This is a genomic window from Actinosynnema sp. NPDC020468 (genome assembly GCF_040642015.1).
Classification (GTDB): domain Bacteria; phylum Actinomycetota; class Actinomycetes; order Mycobacteriales; family Pseudonocardiaceae; genus Actinosynnema.
This window is the reverse complement of sequence record NZ_JBFAEO010000039.1, coordinates 22,757-39,651: the sequence shown is the minus strand read 5'-3', so window position 1 is coordinate 39,651 and position 16,895 is coordinate 22,757. Positions and strand designations below refer to the sequence as shown.

19 protein-coding genes are annotated in these 16,895 nt (G+C 67.8%); 13 read left to right on the top strand and 6 right to left on the bottom strand.

The features are described from left to right. Positions 1-14: 14 nt before the first annotated feature. The gene (locus AB0G50_RS25540) at positions 15-668 is read left to right on the top strand and encodes a phosphotransferase (protein ID WP_360112960.1); all 654 of its coding nucleotides are present in this window, start codon (positions 15-17) and stop codon (positions 666-668) included. Here AB0G50_RS25540 and paaI read toward each other — a convergent pair. Further along, the gene (paaI, locus tag AB0G50_RS25535) at positions 665-1,057 is read right to left on the bottom strand and encodes a hydroxyphenylacetyl-CoA thioesterase PaaI (protein ID WP_360112958.1); all 393 of its coding nucleotides are present in this window, start codon (positions 1,055-1,057) and stop codon (positions 665-667) included. The genes AB0G50_RS25540 and paaI overlap by 4 nt on opposite strands. A 25-nt stretch (positions 1,058-1,082) precedes the next feature. Here paaI and AB0G50_RS25530 point away from each other — a divergent pair, with 25 nt between their 5' ends. Together AB0G50_RS25530 and AB0G50_RS25525 are read left to right on the top strand one after the other, a co-directional pair. Continuing rightward, positions 1,083-1,631 carry a cadmium resistance transporter gene (locus tag AB0G50_RS25530; RefSeq protein WP_360112956.1) on the top strand — a complete coding sequence of 183 codons (549 nt, stop codon included), beginning with the start codon at positions 1,083-1,085 and terminating at the stop codon, positions 1,629-1,631. A gap of 935 nt (positions 1,632-2,566) precedes the next feature. Further along, a complete protein-coding gene (locus AB0G50_RS25525; RefSeq protein ID WP_360112954.1) occupies positions 2,567-3,961 on the top strand; it encodes a hypothetical protein in 1,395 nt (464 codons plus the stop codon). A gap of 117 nt (positions 3,962-4,078) precedes the next feature. On the opposite strand, the gene AB0G50_RS25520 is transcribed toward AB0G50_RS25525, so the two are convergent. Further along, positions 4,079-4,567 (bottom strand): HAD-IA family hydrolase, encoded by a 489-nt coding sequence (locus AB0G50_RS25520; RefSeq protein WP_360113038.1) that lies wholly within the window; start codon positions 4,565-4,567, stop codon positions 4,079-4,081. A 209-nt stretch (positions 4,568-4,776) separates the two neighbouring features. Continuing rightward, the gene (locus tag AB0G50_RS25515; RefSeq protein ID WP_360112952.1) at positions 4,777-5,619 is read right to left on the bottom strand and encodes a GntR family transcriptional regulator; all 843 of its coding nucleotides are present in this window, start codon (positions 5,617-5,619) and stop codon (positions 4,777-4,779) included. A gap of 219 nt (positions 5,620-5,838) precedes the next feature. On the opposite strand from AB0G50_RS25515, the gene AB0G50_RS25510 reads away from it, so the two are divergent. The 9 genes from AB0G50_RS25510 (at position 5,839) to AB0G50_RS25470 (ending at position 12,859) form a co-directional block, all read left to right on the top strand. Then, positions 5,839-6,303, top strand: a complete 465-nt coding sequence (locus AB0G50_RS25510) for a hypothetical protein (RefSeq protein WP_360112950.1) — start codon at positions 5,839-5,841, stop codon at positions 6,301-6,303. Between the two features lie 22 nt (positions 6,304-6,325). Beyond that, on the top strand, positions 6,326-6,574 hold the full coding sequence (locus tag AB0G50_RS25505) for a hypothetical protein (protein WP_360112948.1): 249 nt from the start codon (positions 6,326-6,328) through the stop codon (positions 6,572-6,574). Next, positions 6,484-6,840 (top strand): AMED_5909 family protein, encoded by a 357-nt coding sequence (locus AB0G50_RS25500; RefSeq protein ID WP_360112946.1) that lies wholly within the window; start codon positions 6,484-6,486, stop codon positions 6,838-6,840. The genes AB0G50_RS25505 and AB0G50_RS25500 overlap by 91 nt, the downstream gene beginning before the upstream one ends. Beyond that, positions 6,837-7,076, top strand: a complete 240-nt coding sequence (locus AB0G50_RS25495; protein ID WP_360112944.1) for a transcriptional regulator — start codon at positions 6,837-6,839, stop codon at positions 7,074-7,076. The genes AB0G50_RS25500 and AB0G50_RS25495 overlap by 4 nt, the downstream gene beginning before the upstream one ends. Before the next feature lie 41 nt (positions 7,077-7,117). After that, complete coding sequence (locus tag AB0G50_RS25490) at positions 7,118-7,969, top strand: helix-turn-helix transcriptional regulator (RefSeq protein WP_360112942.1); 852 nt, start codon at positions 7,118-7,120, stop codon at positions 7,967-7,969. A gap of 306 nt (positions 7,970-8,275) precedes the next feature. After that, a complete protein-coding gene (locus AB0G50_RS25485) occupies positions 8,276-9,664 on the top strand; it encodes an FtsK/SpoIIIE domain-containing protein (RefSeq protein ID WP_360112940.1) in 1,389 nt (462 codons plus the stop codon). Positions 9,665-9,687: 23 nt separating this feature from the next. Beyond that, positions 9,688-11,277 (top strand): replication initiator, encoded by a 1,590-nt coding sequence (locus AB0G50_RS25480; protein WP_360113036.1) that lies wholly within the window; start codon positions 9,688-9,690, stop codon positions 11,275-11,277. Positions 11,278-11,340: 63 nt separating this feature from the next. Beyond that, positions 11,341-11,511 (top strand): helix-turn-helix domain-containing protein, encoded by a 171-nt coding sequence (locus tag AB0G50_RS25475; protein ID WP_360112938.1) that lies wholly within the window; start codon positions 11,341-11,343, stop codon positions 11,509-11,511. 46 nt (positions 11,512-11,557) lie between these two features. Further along, positions 11,558-12,859 carry a tyrosine-type recombinase/integrase gene (locus AB0G50_RS25470; protein ID WP_360112936.1) on the top strand — a complete coding sequence of 434 codons (1,302 nt, stop codon included), beginning with the start codon at positions 11,558-11,560 and terminating at the stop codon, positions 12,857-12,859. Here AB0G50_RS25470 and AB0G50_RS25465 read toward each other — a convergent pair. Then, complete coding sequence (locus tag AB0G50_RS25465) at positions 12,820-14,226, bottom strand: cellulose binding domain-containing protein (RefSeq protein WP_360112934.1); 1,407 nt, start codon at positions 14,224-14,226, stop codon at positions 12,820-12,822. The genes AB0G50_RS25470 and AB0G50_RS25465 overlap by 40 nt on opposite strands. A 200-nt stretch (positions 14,227-14,426) precedes the next feature. Here AB0G50_RS25465 and AB0G50_RS25460 point away from each other — a divergent pair, with 200 nt between their 5' ends. Next, complete coding sequence (locus tag AB0G50_RS25460) at positions 14,427-15,452, top strand: methionine synthase (protein ID WP_360112932.1); 1,026 nt, start codon at positions 14,427-14,429, stop codon at positions 15,450-15,452. 1 nt (position 15,453) lies between these two features. On the opposite strand, the gene AB0G50_RS25455 is transcribed toward AB0G50_RS25460, so the two are convergent. Together AB0G50_RS25455 and AB0G50_RS25450 are read right to left on the bottom strand one after the other, a co-directional pair. Then, positions 15,454-15,945 (bottom strand): N-acetyltransferase, encoded by a 492-nt coding sequence (locus AB0G50_RS25455; protein WP_360112930.1) that lies wholly within the window; start codon positions 15,943-15,945, stop codon positions 15,454-15,456. 11 nt (positions 15,946-15,956) lie between these two features. Further along, complete coding sequence (locus AB0G50_RS25450) at positions 15,957-16,862, bottom strand: LysR family transcriptional regulator (RefSeq protein ID WP_360112928.1); 906 nt, start codon at positions 16,860-16,862, stop codon at positions 15,957-15,959. Positions 16,863-16,895 lie beyond the last annotated feature (33 nt).

The window sequence follows — 16,895 nt, the reverse complement described above, 5'->3', positions numbered from 1 at the left end:
AGAGGGGAACGAGCATGCACACGCCGACCCGCGGCGGGAGAAACCTGACCGAGCAGCGCGGCGAACTGGTGCGCAAGTCCTACCTCGGGCCGGACGCGGAGGTGCGGCTGGCCACCGAGTGGACGGCGCTGGTGGGGTTGCGCGGGCGGTTCCCGGCGCCGCTGCCCGCGATGGGCACCGACCGGGGGCTGCTGATGAGGTTCGTGCCCGGGGTGCCGGGGCACGTGGCGGTGGAGGCCGGGTTGGCGGATCGCGTGCTGGCGCTGTGCGGCCGGCTGCGGCTGGAGTTGGACTCGGTGGAGGTCGCGGGCCTGAGCGGCAGCGGCGTGGTCGTGCACGGCGATTTCGGGCCGCAGAACCTGCTGGTCACGCCCACCGCCGAGGACGTGGTGGCGGTGGTCGACTGGGAGTGGTGCAGGCTCGGTGACCCGGTGGAGGACCTCGCGTGGGCGGAGTGGACCGTGCGGGTGCACCACCCGGCGGCGGTGTGCGCGGTGGAGGCGATGTACGCCGCGTACGGCGCGCGGCCGGCGTGGTCGGCGCGGTGGGACGCGATGATGGCCGCGTGCCTGCGGTGCCGGGATTTCTGCGAGCGCGGCGGGAACGCGGCGGGTGTCGCGTCGTGGGACGAGCGGATCGCGCGCACCGCGACGTTCCGGGACCGCTAGGCGGGCGGTGATTTCAGCGTCCGGCTGCGGCCGCGGAACTCGGCGACCACTTCGTCGCCGCGGCGCACCGTGATGTCGTAGATCCCGCTGCGCCCGCGCCGGTGCCGTTCGACGGCGTCGGCGGTGAGTTCGTCGCCTTCGCGGACGGGGGCCAGGAAGTCGATTTCCGCCTGGGCCGCGACGGTCGGTTCGCCTTTCCGGTTGCAGGCGCACGCGAAAGCGGTGTCGGCGAGCAGGAACACGTACCCGCCGTGCCCGATTCCGTGTCCGTTCACCATCTTGTCGGTGACGGTCATGGTGAGCGTGGCCCGACCGGGCGAGAGGTGCCGGGCCCGGATGCCGAGCGCGGCGGAGGCGGCGTCGTTGGCGAGCATGTCGACGGGGTCCATGTCCGGGCACTCTAGGGTTCGGCCCGTGGACTTGGCGGCGGTCGGTCGCGCGGTGGGCTTGTTCGCCGCGACGAACGTGGACGACGTGGTGCTCCTGGCCCTGTTCTTCGCCCGCGGCGTGCGGCCGTGGAAGGTGGTGCTGGGCCAGTACCTGGGTTTCGGTGCGATCCTGGCGATCGCCGTCGCGACCGCCCTGAGCGCGTCGTTCCTGCCGCCGGCCGTGCTCCCGTGGCTCGGCGTCGTGCCGCTGGCCCTGGGCCTGCGCGCGGCGTGGCAGGCGTGGCGCACGTCGTCCGACCCCGACACCGCCCCGACCGCGGTGGGCGTCTGGTCGGTGGCGGCGGTGACGTTGGCGAACGGCGGCGACAACATCGGCGTGTACGTCCCGGTGTTCGCCACCACGGGGATCACCGGCTACGCGGTGGTCTTCCTACTGCTGGTGGCGGTGTGGTGCGCCCTCGGCCACTTCGTCGCCACCCGCCCCGCGGCCACCCACCTCCTGACCCGCTGGGGCCACGTGCTCCTGCCCGCGGTGCTGATCCTGATCGGCGTGCTGATCCTGACGTCGGGCTGACCCGGTCCCGACCCGGGGTTCGCGCTGCGGACAGGGGAACCCCGGACGACCCGACGACGGCCCAGCGGGGCCCGCCGTCGGAGTTGGTGCAGGTCGGCCGGTGAAGCCTTTGAAGATGTCGGTGTTCTCCCACCGCGTCTGACCGGGCCAGCGGCGAAACGGGCGTTCGTGCCCCTGACCAGCGCAGACCCACCCGGTCGCGTTCCGTTGCATTCCAACATTCCACAACGTCCCACGGCCCAGAGACGGCCTGGGAGTCCACTCCCGACACACGGGCGTCACCCCACAGCGAGCCGCTTGGGGTGGCGCCCATCGGCGTTCCAGCGCGATCCCTCGAAGCCGCGGAACCCACCCGTTGGCAAGGCGGCGAAGCCGTCGCGGCAGCCGATCGCCCAGACCAACCGGGAAGCCCGCTGACCGCGCGATCGTCCCTCCCCAAGCCACTGGGAGCTGCCTCCGGCTTGGGCCTGGTGCTGCGCGCCGCCGGCCAACCGCCCGCGCCGACTCCGCGCGCGGTCGCCGGGCGGAGCGAAGCGGGAGCCCGGCGTGCCGCGATGCGGGGAGTCGGCGCAACGCGAGTACCACCCAACCGCGCGCCGCCGCCGGCGGCGCGCCTTGATCTGATAGAGCCAAATTCGGCAAGACGAGCGAAGAACCCGCCATCCTGTATGGCGTGTGACCATACGATGTGGGTGTTTCGTGCCTGGGAGCGTGGTCCGGTGTGTGTCCGCGTAAACTAAATGATTGCCTATCGATCTGCGTGTCTTGGTCTTCGGCTGAGGCATCGGACATCAACCGTCAGATTGTTGCCGAAGATCTAGATACGAACCCCATAGCGGCATGTACCTGTCGAGCCACTGCATAGAACTGGTACGGCGGCACGCCACGGCCTTCAGGGTCCAGCGCCACTGGCAGCCGATCCGTATACTCAGGTGGTGACCGTACGCCTGCCGTCTCGCTACGAGGACCTTGACCCTGCGTTCCGGGGACGGCTACGTCCCAACCGCCCCCTTGTGGAATTGGTGCAGAAGGCCGCTCGCGCCATGGCAATATCGGGCGGAATTCGCTTTCTTCCAATTTACGGTAGAAGTGGTTCAGGGAAGAGTTCTGCGGCCCGTGAACTAGGTCCGCACCTGCCCGAGGCTAAAGTTGTCGAGCTTTCCCGTGCGGCCATCGGTTCTCAGGCGGCACTACTCGAAGAGATCCGGAGTGTGTTCGGACGCCGTGACCAACCTAATCTCGTTATCGCGGTTGTGGATCAATACGAAGAGCAGGTGGCGGAGTCCTCATCGGTGCCATCCCAGTTCGTAGAACGGCTGAGCCTCCTCGATCGAGGCGAACTGCGGCAGATGCCGGTCCTCTTTGTTTGGCTCACTACTAGCCAGAGTTTTCAGCGCGAGCTGGCGTCGGCGACCAGTCGAAATGAGCGCATTCTTCTAAGCAGTGACTTCGAACTTGTAGGGCCAGAGCAGTCAGACTGGGCAGAGATCGTTGAGGAAACTTTTGCTTTCCATAATCAGGAGCAGCCGCTCGCCGACTTCGAGGTCCTACGTGAGAATATTGAGAAGGTTGCGGACACTGCTCCCACTCTTGGTGCAACGATTGAGGGCGTAGGAGAAATGCTGGCGGGTCAAGTGTCAGGGCTACAAGACCTGTCGCAGTATCATGTCGTAATGTTGTGGCCAGTCGCGGATGGACTGCGGATTACTCGGGTCTCTGGATTCACTAATGCTCGTGACGGCTATAAATTGGATTGGAATGCCTTCTATCGGGAGCTTAATGAGGAAGACAAGCGAACTCTCCCGCTGTCGGAGTTGAACAGGGCCAGGCTGTATTTCGATGTCAGGCTTGTGCCAATCGCGGCGGCCGACCTTCATCCACTATGCAGGAGGTTGGAAGATCCGGACTTCGTTCCTAGTCAGTCTTATCTTGACCGGTTTCGTAATTCGCATTTCTTCTCCATCGTAAATGAGACTTGGAATCCAGCGGTTTATTCACCTCTGCGTGAGCGCGAGTCCAATCGTGCGACGCGAGCCCGAGATTGGTACGAGGATGGGATAACTGAGAGTCCAACTCTTTTGGGTCGTAGGATTGCCAAGTGCCTAACTGCTCTCGGCTTGCAAGCCGATTATGAGCGTACTATCAAATCGAGCCACTCCACCGTTCGTGCCGACGTGGTGGTCGACCGTAGGGACAGCAAGCAGCTTACCTGTATCGTTGAACTAAAGGCATTTTCAACTGAGAATACCCGCCCGTCCTCTATTAAAGATGCAATTAGGACTACGCTCAAGCGTCATGCACAGTTGGCGGGTTTTATAAGTCGGCAGTAAGTTTCTTTTGGAAACCTAGCTTATCATAGTGTTGCTTGTTCGGCTTTATATCTGCGAAGAATGCAGCTTTCGATGTCGTGGTAGGCGCTGTTCGATGGTGCCTTGTTTTGGTTATTCTTAGATGGGAAGCCATGCCTGGAGTCTCATGCTTGTAACCAGGCACGCCGCCCCGTCTTTCAAGCTGGTAAGTTTGGCTACTTTGTTTGCGTATCCGATCGCGATAACTTTTGCCGCCCGACTGGCCCGGATATCGGTGCCTGAGTCACCGACCAAGAGTGCGCGCGACGCAGACGTTGACAGGTGGTCCAATGCTTGGTTTATGAACTGTGGGGACGGTTTAAGCTGGTCGATTTGCGGGCCGTTTCTAGCCGACACGTAGTCGGTAATTGAGTGGAGGTCGTGCCTCCTAAGGTAGGCGGTCACTGCGGCGGTAGAGTTGTTGCTGACGATGGCGAGGGGTCGGCCACGGTCGTGCCACGCTCGCATCAGGTCGTGCGCGCCGGCCGTCGGCTCGGCGCTGTGGACGGCTTTAATTTCGTAGGCGCTTAGGACTGCTTCGACCTCGCGCGCCTCGGTGTCGCCCAAGGTCGCTGCGTACCTGAGCACTTCGAATGGGTCTTCCGTATCCGCCAGTTCGCGGGGTGGCTCAAGTCCGTCTCGTACTAGAACGTCCCGAAGTTGGGCTGCGACATAGTGTGCTGAAATTCCTGCGAAGACGGAACAGATCGGGCCGTCGAAGTCCAGGAGGAGGGCATGGGCCTGTGACAAAAGACGCCGCAGTGTTTCGACGTCGTCCACAGGGACGGCATTCGAGGTCACCGGTCGAAGTCCTCCGCGATAGTATTCCACAGGCTGTCGAACCAGGTTCGGGCCTGTTCTACGTATTGGCTGCCGGTGCTGGTGTCGTCGTCGTTGGCGCTGTGGTGGAAGAGGATTGCGTCCTTGCCCATGAGGTCGTAGATGGCTTGGGGTTTGCCGTCCAGGGAGAGGACGTGTTCCTTCACCGGGTAGAAGCCGAAGAAGGCTTCTTCGTTGTTGATCAGGTAGAGCTTGAACAGCGGGGCTGCCGGGTGGACGCGGACTTCGGCGGTGGCTTCCTTGACCAGGCCCAGGGTGCCCAGTTCGGTGACGTTGTCGATGATGGACAGCGTGTGGCGGCGCATGATTTCGGCTGCGCGGGCTCGGAAGGCTGGGCTGTCGGCCTTGTCCTCGACGGTGGAGGGGACCGACCACGGGACGGTGGGGTCCGGCACCAGGATGCGGACGTGGATCGAGTCCGGGGTCAGGCGGCCGATTCGGATCTTGTCCAAGGGTTCTTGGATGACGCCGTGGAGGGTTTCGCCGGAGAAGCCTGCGAAGTCGATCGTGACGTGGTCGGCGGCGAAGGCTCGTTCGATGTGTGGGCGGAGTCCTACCGGGCGTTCGGTGCGTTCCCTCACGAACACGCCGCTGCCCTGTCGGGAGACGATCAGGCCCTCGTCACGCAGCTCGCGTAGGGCGTTCTGGACCGTCATCGGCGCCACGTCGTACTTCTTGGCCAGTTCGGCGCGGGACGGGAGCTTGTCACCGGCCTTGAAGACCTTGGTCAGGATGGCGGCTCGTAGGGCGTTCGCCACCTGCATGTATGGCGGTCGCGGGTCGTCTGGATCGAGGGCCATCGCTGTCTCGTCTCTCCTGTGCCTGGCTAAAGCGGAGCGTGAAGTGTTGTCAAGCGGATGGCTCCATGGTCGCAGCAGGTGCCCAGCTTGGCTAGCCAGCCTAGGAAGCTAGCTCGGAGGCTGGGTGCCTCGTGGAGCTTGACTTGGCTAGCCATGCTGGCTTACCTTCGATCTGTCTAGCCCAGTTAGGCGGGCTAGCTAGGCGACGGAGGTAAGGCGATGGCGGTTCCGTACGGCACCCGGTTCGACGCTGCGTTCGAGCAGGTCTTTCCGATGGGGGCGCTCATGGTCGGGGAGGTCGCGCCGGACCTGGAGTACCTGAGCGCCGAGGACAAGGGGCGCGGTAAGCAGGCCAAGCAGCGCGTGGACGAGCGCAGCGGCCGGCGGCAGTGGAAGGTCGTGGTGACCGATCCGTCCGCCGAGAAGGAGCGGGACGCGTCGGTGACGGTCGTTCTCCTGGCCGACGTGCAGCCGGTGCCGCCGCAAGCGGTGCAGGTGATGCCCGGGGTTGAGGTGCGGCCCGTGGCGTTCGAGGGGTTGACGGTCGAGCCTCGGGTCATGGGGGATCGGTACAAGTATCAGGGGTTCACGATCCGGGCCACGGGGTTCGCCTCGTCCCAGGCCGGGGCGACCTCGCGGCGGGCCTCGGAGAAGGCTCCGCAGGGCGATTCGAAGGCGGCTTGAGGTGGTGCGGCCGTCTCGTGAGGTGGTCGCCTTGTGGAACACCGCCTACGTGGGGTTGGTGGAGTCGATGTTCGCCGAGTCCACATCGGACGGTTCGGTCGACTTCTCCCGGTTGGCTGCCGGGTATGCCGTGGTGGGGCAAGCTTGGCGGTTACTCGCGGCCGACCTGGCGGTGCCGCTGTGGGCGCGTCACGCCTGTGCGGTCGCTGCCGAGGAGTTCGAGCGTCGGGCGCACGTCGAGTTCTCCCGGGTCGGGGGTGGCGGGCTGTGACCACCCCCAGGCGGAACCTGTGGAAAGCGGCGTCGGAGGTGACGACGTTGATGCAGGCGCACGAGCTGTTGAGTCGGTTGATGCCTGCCCCGGACTCGGAGCCTGGCGTCTTGAGGGCGTTCTACCTGCGCAGTGCGAAGGTCTACCTGCGGGTGGCCGAGGTCGACCGTGGACACCACCACGAGGCGTTGTACTGGGCTGTGCGTGAGCGGGAGAAGGGCGAGGAGATCGGCGATGCGCTGCCGTCCGAGGAGGTCGGCGGGTGAGTGCTTCCCGGTACTCGGTCAAGCTTCGGTATTCGACTTTCACGAAGGCTGCACGGCTCGCCGGCTTCAAGTCGGATTACGTGTTGGCCTACAAGATGGGCTTGAACCGGTCGACGGTGATGCGGGTGCGCAGCGGTGAGTTGCAGCCTGGCGCTGCGTTCATCGGTGGGGCGTTGGCGGCGTTGGCGCCGATGCAGTTCGACGATTTGTTCGAGGTTGTCGAGGTGAAACCGTGATGGGGCCTGTGCCGCAGAGTGGGGTGAGGATTCAGAACCGGATGATCGGTGAGGCGGTGCGTGACGCTCGCCAGTTGTTCGGGTTCAACGGCGACCAACTCGCCGAGATGGTGGGGTGGTCGGCGTCGAAGGTGTCGCGCCTGGAGGCCGGAGTTCGGGGGTGTACGACCGAAGATCTGTCGCACTACCTGGGGATGTCCGGTGCGTCTCCGGCGGTGTTCCGGCGGGTGATGGACGTTCACCGCCAGGTGGGCAGCGACCTGTTGGTGCATCGGCACGCGCCGGCCGCTCCGGACCAGGTGTGGACGCTGGTGCGGTGTGAGGCGGCGGCGTCGTTGGTGGTGGCGTACGAGCCGACCCTGCTGCCAGCCTTGGTGCAGAACGAGAACTACGCGCACTTCGTGTTGGCGTCGTCGGGGGTTGAGGACGCCGGCGAGGTGCGGGCGTTGGTCGACGGGCGGATAAAGCGGCAGCGGGTTCTGTACGGGCCGGGTGCGCCGATGTTCGAGTTCCTCGTTCCGGACGCGGTGTTGCGCACGATGGTCGGCGATCACGGGACGATGGAGGACCAGTTTATGCATCTGGTTCTGTTGTCGCAGAGGGACAACGTGTCCATCCGCGTCATTCCGGCCGGTGTGCGGGGCGCGGCGTGGTTGCGGGGTCAGTTCACGCTGATGGAGCACGAGGCCTATCCGGCTGTGGTCCACCTGGAGTTGGACACGACCAGTGCCCTGGTCGACACCCCCGACGCGGTGAAGGTCTACCGCGATCGGTTGCGCAGGCTTCGTGCTGCGGCCCTTGATGTGCAGGGCTCGCGGGAGTTGCTGCTCGGGTTGGCGCACGAGTACGGCGCGTACGGCACTGACTCCGGCGGCGATTCCGGGTCCGTTTAGCCGGATTCTCGAACGCGTCTTCCTTTTCGCTGGTTGATGGGAATCGCGGGGGCAAGCCCGACGTCTTGGAGGGCGAGGGTTTGCCTCCCGCGATCCGTCGACCGGTTTCCCACATTCTCTTCCCAGGACAACGGGGGATTCCGGCGTGGCAAGGATAGCGGTGTGTTGGGTGCGCGCGTCAAGTGGTGGCGTGCGCACAACAGGGTGTAGGTCGTTCACTCGATCGGTGCACGGTGGTGCGCGATGAGTGGCCGGTGGGTGGACCCGGCTCCGTTCGAGGGTGTTCGGCCTCGGGTGCCGTGGTGGGTGTTGGTGCCGGGTAAGGCGAAGTGGTTGGCCGCACTGGTGTTCCTGGCGTGGCTAGTGGTCATCGGTGTCGTGCGCCTAGTGCTGGTTGTGGGCCGGTATCCGCTGTTCGTGTGGGTTCCGGTGGTCACGGCCTGGTGCTCGTTGAGCTTCGGGGTGTCGACGCTGGTTCTGGTGGTGTTGTCGCTGGTGGCGGCGTTGGTCCTCTGGTTCGGCCTGTACCCGGTGTCCTTCCGGCGGCACTGCTGGTTGCGTGTGTTGACGGAGTGGCGGCGGGCGACGGTGTACGTGCCGCGGTGGCGGTCGGTGATGCGCCTTGCCGAGTTGTCGAAGCGGGACGGAAGGCGCGAGTACCGGCCGCGGTTGGGGCGGGTTCGCTCCGAAGGGTGGCGGGACCGGGTTCGGGTGCGGATGGTGCCGGCGCAATCCCCTGAGGTCTGGGAGTTGCGGCGGGAGGGGTTGGCGCACGCGTTCGGTGCCCGGTCGTGTCGGGTGCGGGTGGTCCGTCCGCGTGTCGTGGAGTTGGACTTCGTGCACTCGGACCCGTTGGCGCGCCCGGTGTCGGTGCCGGCGTTCCCGGACGTGGTGGACCTCAAGCGGGTCACGGTCGGGGTCACCGAGACGGGCAAGCCGTGGCGGTTGCGGTTGCTGGGTTCTCAGGTGCTCGTGGTCGGGGTGCCCGGTGCGGGCAAGGGTTCGGTGTTGTGGTCGCTGGTGTGGCAGCTCGCCCCGTCGGTCCGTGACGGCTTGGTGCGCCTGGTGGGGATCGATCCCAAGGGTGGGATGGAGTTGGGCCAGTGCCCGGACGCGTTCGATCGGGTGGCGTACGACAACGGCGCGGATGCCGTTGCCCTGCTTGAGGAAATCGCCACCGAGGTCAAGGACCGCGCTACCCGCTATCGGGGCGTACGGCGGTTGTGGGCACGCTCCACGGGCGAGCCGTTCACCGTCCTAGTGGTCGATGAGCTGGCGGACCTGATCGCCTACCAGCCGGACAGGCAGCTCCGGGAACGCGCACAGCGCGCGATCCAGACGATCACCTCCCAGGGACGCGCCCCCGGCTACGCGGTCGTCGGCCTCGTGCAGGACCCGCGCAAGGAGGTCGTCTCCTTCCGACACCTGTTCACCACCCGGGTCGCCCTGCGGCTGGACGAACCGGGCCAGGTCGACATGGTCCTGGGCGACGGCGTCCGCCAACGCGGTGCCGCCGCACACGAGATCGGCGAGGACACCCCCGGTGTCGCCTGGACCAAGCAGGACGGCCAGCGCGAACCGGAGCGTGCTCGGGCCTTTCACGTCACCGACGACGACCTGGACACCTTGCGCCGGTACGTGCGGCCGGCGGAGGTCCGGGCGTTCCCGACGTCTCCCGAGGGGGTGGCGGCGTGAGCGGGGGGACGCGGGCGGAGCGGATGCGTCAGCCGATGGCGCTGGACGTGGTCAAGGCCGCCGCCGAGCAGCACGGGGTGTGCGTGCGGCCGTTCACGATGGAGGTGCAGGACCGGGCGACCTTCGAAGTCCGGTACGTGGCGGTGCCCTGTGGCTCCACTGTGGAGAGCGTGTGCGGGCCGTGTGCCAAGAAGGCCAAGGCTTTGCGGATGGCGCAGTGCCGTGAGGGCTGGCACATGACCACCGAACCCGACTTCACCACCGACCCGCCCGGTCGGGACCACACGGACCTGATGACCTACCGGGCCGACCTTGTGCAGGCGTACCGGGAAGCCGTCGACGCGGGCGAGGCCGGCCATGCGGACGAGCTGCGGGACGAGATCCACTCCGTGGACGACGAACTTCGGCAACTCGGCGTCCGGGGCCGTTTCCCCACGCCCGATCTGCCTGACCGGCTTCCGGTGAAGCGGTCCACGAAGCGTCGGCAGGATTCGCCGGACCTGCCCCGGCGGCGGGTGGAGAAGCGCACCCTGGGGCGGGAGTTCGCGGGTGGGTATCGGCCGTCGATGTTCGTCACGCTGACCCTGGACACCTACGGGCGGGTCCGCGACGACGGCACCCCGGTCGACCCGGCCACGTACGACTATCGGCGGGCTGCCCGGGACGCGGTGCACTTCGCCTCGCTGGTGGACCGGTGGTGGCAGAACCTGCGCCGCGTCGTCGGCTGGGACGTCCAGTACTTCGCCACCGTGGAACCCCAGCGTCGGGCGGCGCCACATCTCCACGCCGCGCTCCGCGGCTCGATCCCACACGACACGATCCGCCTGGTCACCGCGGCCACCTACCATCAGGTCTGGTGGCCGGCCCACGACCAGCGCCGATACACCGTCGGACACCCGCCGGTGTGGGACGTCCGCGCGGAGAGCTTCGTAGACCCTGACACCCGGAAACCACTGCCGGCCTGGGCCGATGCCGTCGACCAGGTGGACGAGCCCGCCCACGTCGTGCGCTTCGGACGACAGGTCCACTCCAAGGGCATCCTCGGCGGCTCGCCCGAGGCCAGACGCCACATCGGCTACCTCACCAAGTACCTGACCAAGTCCATCGGCGAAGTGGTCGAACAGACCACCCAACGGCAGCGCGCTCACGCGGACCGACTCGCCGACGAACTCGCCGTCACCCCTTGCTCAGACCGCTGCCCGATCTGGCTCCTCTACGCCGTCCAACCACGCGGGGCGAACTCCCGTACCAACCCCGGCCACTGCAAGGGCCGCGCCCACCGCCGCACCACCCTCGGCCTGCCCGGACGTCGGGTCCTGGTGTCGCGGAAGTGGTCAGGCAAGACGTTGGCCGACCACCGGGCCGACCGGAAGCGGTTCGTCCTCGAAACGCTCAAAGCCGTGGGCGTCGACAAGCCGGAACCGGACACGAGCCAACTCGTCTGGACGAAGATCCAGCCCGGCGACCCCAACGTGCCTCCCCGCGCGCACCTGCTCATGCACGCCATCGCCCAACGCGTCACCTGGAAAGCCGAATACGACCGCGCGTTGCTCGCGGCGACGGCCGGCTTAGTGGACCCGGATGTTTCGGCAACCGCGTCCGCAGCAGCTTGACCAGGTGTACCGGGGGATGACATGGCCGCCAGACCGCGTCGCACAGCCGTCGAAGTGCTGTGGATGCCGAACGACCTCGCTGACTACCTCCGCTTGACGGAGGCGACCTTGAGCCAGTGGCGGCACAAGGGGTACGGGCCTCCCTATTTCCGCGTCGGCAAGCACGTGCGCTACCGCCCCGACGAGGTTCTGAACTGGTTGGCCCGGCAGGAAACCGACCCGAACGCCGCGTGACGGCACCGAAGGGAAGAACGTGGCCGGTCATATCCAAGACCGCTGGATGCGGATCAAACGGGACGACGGAGGAAAGCCGCTGACCGACGAGAAGGGCAAGCGGATCAAGGAACGCGATCCGGAGCGGTGGGGGAAGGGCGACCGCTACAAGGTCCGGTACTACGACCCCGACGGCAACGAGATGTCGGAGTCGTTCCCCGATCGGCAACTCCGCAAAGCTCAGGCATTTCTGACCAAGATGCAGCACGACGTGTTGGCGGGCGTCTTCATCGACGCGAACGCCGGGAAGGTCAACTTCAAGACGTACGCGGAGAGTTGGCTACAGGGTCAGTCGCAGGACGCGGCCACCCGGCAGACGCTGCGCAGTCGGCTCCGGAGTCAGCTCTACCCGTTCTTCGAGAAGCGGAACATCGGCTCGGTCAACGCGGAATCGGTGCGGGATTGGCTGGCCTGGCTGCGGGGGCGGAACCTGGAGGTGTCGACGCAGGCCGTGTACTTCGACACCCTGTCCTCGATCCTGAGCGCCGCGGTGGAGGACAAGAAGATCCGCGTCAACCCCTGCAAGGCGCAGAGCGTCAAGAAGCCCAAGCCCGCGGTGCGGAAGGTCGTGCCGTGGCCCGAATCCCGGCTCAGAGCGGTGCAGCTCGCGCTACCGCCGAGATTCGCGCCCACGGCGGAACTGGGGGCGGGCTGTGGGCTGCGGCAGGGCGAAATCCTGGGCTTCTCGCTGGACGACGTGAACCGCGACGAGATGCTGATCAACGTCACCCGGCAGATCCGGGTCATCGGTGGCGAACTCGTGTTCGCCCCGCCCAAGGGTGGCAAGACGCGGGTGGTTCCGCTGGCCGTGGGAGTCCTGGAAAGGCTCGACCACTACGCGGAGAACTTCGAGCCGGTCGTGGTGACCCTGCCGTGGCTGGAGCCGTCCGGGCGGGAGGTCACGGTGGCGCTGCTGATGGTCGGCAACGCCGGTCGGCCGTACTCCGGGAGCGCGCTCAACGAGGTGGTGTGGAAGCCGGCCTTCAAGCGGGCCGGCCTCGCCTACACGACGAAGGGCGACGGTATGCACGCCCTGCGCCACCTCTACGCCTCGATGCTGCTCGGCCGGGACGTGTCGATCAAGGAACTGGCGGAGTACCCGGGGCACTCCGACCCGGGGTTCACGCTGCGGACGTACACCCGTCTCCTGCCGTCGAGCCGTGCTCGCGCGCGCAAGGCAGTCGATCAGGTGTACGTCCGCAGCGGACAGGGGAACCCCGGACGGCCCGACGACGGCCCAGCAAGATCCACCGTCAGGCTTTTTGCAGGTCAGCCGGTGAAGCCCTTGAAGATGTTCGTGAACTCGTAGGTCGACTGCGAAATGCTGCTGCACGTCGCCGAGATGCCGCCGCCCGGGCAGCCGCCGTTGTCGCGGCCGGCCGACCAGAAGCCCAGCAGGCCGATGTGGTTCGTGTTCGCCCACGAGACCAGTTTCTGGGCGTGGGCCTGGGTGAAGATCTTGCCGTTGTAGTTGCGGCCGATCATCGGGGTCACGCCCAGCATCTTGCGCAGGTCCGCGTCCGACTTGGCGGGCCAGATCTGCTTCAGCTGGCCGAGCGAGGCCTGTGCCGCGGCGATCACCGCGTCACCCCAGTCCGAACGGGACGAGCCGAACTCCATGGTCATCGGGTTGACCAGGACGTTGAGGCCCTTCGACGCCGCGTTCTGGAGGATCTGCACCGAGTACGGGTCCATGCCGTAGTCGTCGCCCTGGACGCGCATCGTGTAGCTGATCGCCGTGCCGCGCTCGTCCTGGAGCTTCTTCAGCGCCGTGTTGACCACGTCGTGCGGGATCGACGCCTCGACGTCGACGTCCAGGTGGTTGCTGCCCACCGCGTCGAGGATCTTCTTGTAGGCGCCCGCGAGCGCGTCCGCCGAGGAGCAGGTGTACTCCAGGTACGGGCCCGCCGCGCCGCCGGTGGCCACCACGACGTCGCCGCCGAGTGCCTTCAACGCCTTGACGTCGTTGATGATCCGGCTGTCGTTCAACGGGATCGTGCCGCCCCACGAGGGGTTGCAGCCGCTGCTGTCGGCCAGCGCGAACGCCAGGGTGAACACCTTCTGGCCGGTCGCCTTCGCGATCGACTCCAACGACGGCGTGGGCATCGTGATGTCCACGTACGGCGCCGACTTCAGACTTCCCGGCAGGGGCGGGTTCGACGTGGTCGTCGTCGTCGTCGTCGTGGTCGTGGTCGTGGTGCTGGTCAACGTCGGCATGGTCGACGACGGGGGAGTGGTCGTCGTCGTGCTCCGCGTCGTCGTGGTGGTCGTCGTGGACGGGGACCCGGCGCAAGGCGCGCCGTTGAGCTTGCAGTTCGTCGGCACGCCCGAGCCGTTCACCAGGAAGCCGAACGAGGCCGACGCGCCGGACGCGACGGAGCCGTTGTACTCCCGGTTGGTGAAGGCGTGGTGCGAGCCGCTGCTCACGAGGGTGGCGTCCCAGTAGGACCCCGGGGTGCTGCCCGAGGGCAGGTCGAACTCCACCTTCCAGCCGGACAGCGCGCTGCCGCCCGAGTTGACGGTGAACTTGCCCTGGTAACCAGAGCCCCAGTTCGAGTCCTGGGTGAACACGGCGGTCGGGGAGGCCGCGGCGCCGGCAGGGGCGACCAGCAGCAGACCCGCTCCGACGGTCGCGGCGACGGCCACCGCCGCCGCGCCGAAGAACTTGGATTTCATGGCACTCGCTCCCACGTGACAGGGGTATGGGAGTGGTGCGGGGACGTGGGGCGCGGCACGCCCCCACACCACGTACGCAGCGGTGCCCGCAACTGTCAGCACCGACAAGGTGACGGTAGGTGGCCTAGACCACCGCGTCAATGGGTCTAGACCTTTTCGCTCGCCGCGGCCGGTTCGCGCGGGGTGGGAGACTGGTCCGCGTGGATGTCAAACCCCGGCCGCGCGCGCCCTGGTCGCCCGGCGTCGCGACCGCCGTCGGCTCGCTGCCCGGAACCGACCCGCTCGAAGCCGCCCGCGTCGTGCTCGGCGAGCTGCCCACCCTCCCCCACCTGCCCGAACTCCCCGCGCGCGGCGTCGGGGCGGACATGATCGGCCGGACCGCCGGGCTGCTCGTGGACATCCCCGTCGAGGTCGTCCCGTCGGGTTACCGGACCGCCGCGCACCCCGGTCGCGACCACCGCCGCGCGGTCGACCTGCTCCGCCGCGACCTCGACGCGTTGGACGAGGCGTTGGCCGACACCCGGCCCGAGGTGCTCAAGGTCCAGGCCGTCGGACCGTGGACGCTCGCCGCGAGCCTCGAGCTGCCGCGCGGCCACCGGGTGATGACCGACCGCGGCGCGCTGCGCGAGTTGGCGGAATCGCTCACCGAAGGGCTGAAGATCCACCTCGCCGAGGTGGCCCGGCGCACCGGCGCGCGGATCGTCCTCCAACTGGACGAGCCCGCCCTGCCCGCGGTGCTGCGCGGTCTGCTGCCGACGCCGTCCAAGCTGGGCACGGTCGCCGCGGTGCCCGAGCCCGAGGCGGTGTCGTTGCTCAGGGGGGTGGTCGAGCAGTTCGAGGACGTGGTGATCCACTGCTGCGCGCCGAACCCGCCGATCTCGTTGCTGCGCGGGACGGGCGCGGCCGCGGTGGCGTTCGACCTGACGATCGTGGACGGCAAGGGCACGTGGGACGAGATCGGGGAGGCGTGGGAGGAGCGGACGACGCTGTTCCTCGGCCTCGTGCCGAGCACCGAACCGGCCACCCCGCCGACCCTGAAGGCGGCCGCGACACCGGCGTTGACGCTGGTGGACCGGCTGGGCTTCCCGCGCGAAACCCTGGCGACGCTGGCCGTGCCGACGCCGACGTGCGGCCTGGCGGGCGCGGGTCGCGGCTGGGTCCGGCAGGCCCTGTCGCTCACCGGCGACCTGGCCGAGGCGTTCGCCGAACCGCCCGAGAGCTGGTGACCTACAGCTCCTCGAACGGCCTCGCGTAGCGGAACGGCCCCGCGAGGCCGGGGCGCCACGCGGTCAGCGCGCGGGCCTGGAAGTGCGGCGCCCACTCGGCGACCGGCGGCGTGATCCCGAGGTCCGCCGCCGGCCCGAAGCCGAAGCGCGAGTAGTACGCCGGGTTGCCCAGCAGCACGACCACCGGCTCGTCCAGCGCGTCCGCCGCGCCCAGCACCGCGTGCGCCAGGGCCGACCCGACCCCGGCCCGCTGGTGGTCCGGCCGCACGCTCAACGGGCCGAGCCCCACCCCGATCGAGGCACGCGTGCACACCACGTGCCCGACGACCTCGCCGTCGACCTCGGCCACCAGCGACAGCGCCGGGATCCACCCCGGGTCCGTCCGCAGCGCGTCCACCAGCCCGGCCTCACCACCCGGCCGGGCGGCGAAGGCGGCCTCGGTCACGGCCCGGATGACGTCGACATCGGCGGTCGTCTCGCGTCGGATCAGCACGGACGAGGAGCCTACGGCTCGAGCAGCCGCACGCCCGCGGGCATTTCCGCGCCGCGCAGGTACCCGGTCAGCACGCCGCGGAACGCCCGCGCGGCCGACGTCGGCGCCACGTCCGTGCGGTGCGCCAACGCGATCGTGCGCGAGGTGCTCGGCGTCAGCGGCGTGCCGTGCAACGACCGGGCGGCCAGCACCGTGCTGGGCACGATCGCCACGCCCAGCCCCACCTCCACGAACCGCAGCACCGCGTCCATCTCGCCGCCCTCCACCGCGAACACCGGCTCGAACCCGGCCCGCCGGCACACCGCCAGCGTCGTCTCGCGCAGGTCGTAGCCGGACCGGAACATCACCAGCGGGTGCTCGCGCAGGTCGGTCACCCGCATCCGGGACACGCCGAGCGGCTCCGCCGACGCGACCACCAGCTCCTCCCGCAGCACGGGCGCCACGGTCAGCGCCCGCTGCGCGTCCGCCGTCGACTCGATCACCAGCGCCAGGTCGAGCTCACCGGCCTCCAGCGCGCCGACCAGGTCCCGCGACCCGCCCTCGGTCACCACCACCCGGATGCCCGGGTACGCGTCGTGGTAGCGCTTGATCACGTCGGCGAAGATGCTGCCGCACAGGCTCGGCGTCGCACCCACCCGCACCCGACCCCGCCGCAGCCCCACCAGCTCGGCCACCTCCAGCCGCGCGGTGTCCACATCGGACAGGATCCGGCCGGCGACCGGCAGCAGCGCCTCGCCCGCCGGGGTCAGCGCGACGTTCCCGCGCGCCCGGCTGAACAGGTCCGCGCCCAGTTCCCGCTCCAGCGCGTGGATCTGCTTGGACAGTGAGGGCTGCGCCACACGCATCTCCTCCGCGGCCCGGGTGAAGTGCCGCGTCCTGGCCACTGCCAGGAAGTACGCGAGCTGCTGGAGCGTCATAGTCCCAGACTATCGTCGGGCAGCCCACGATGT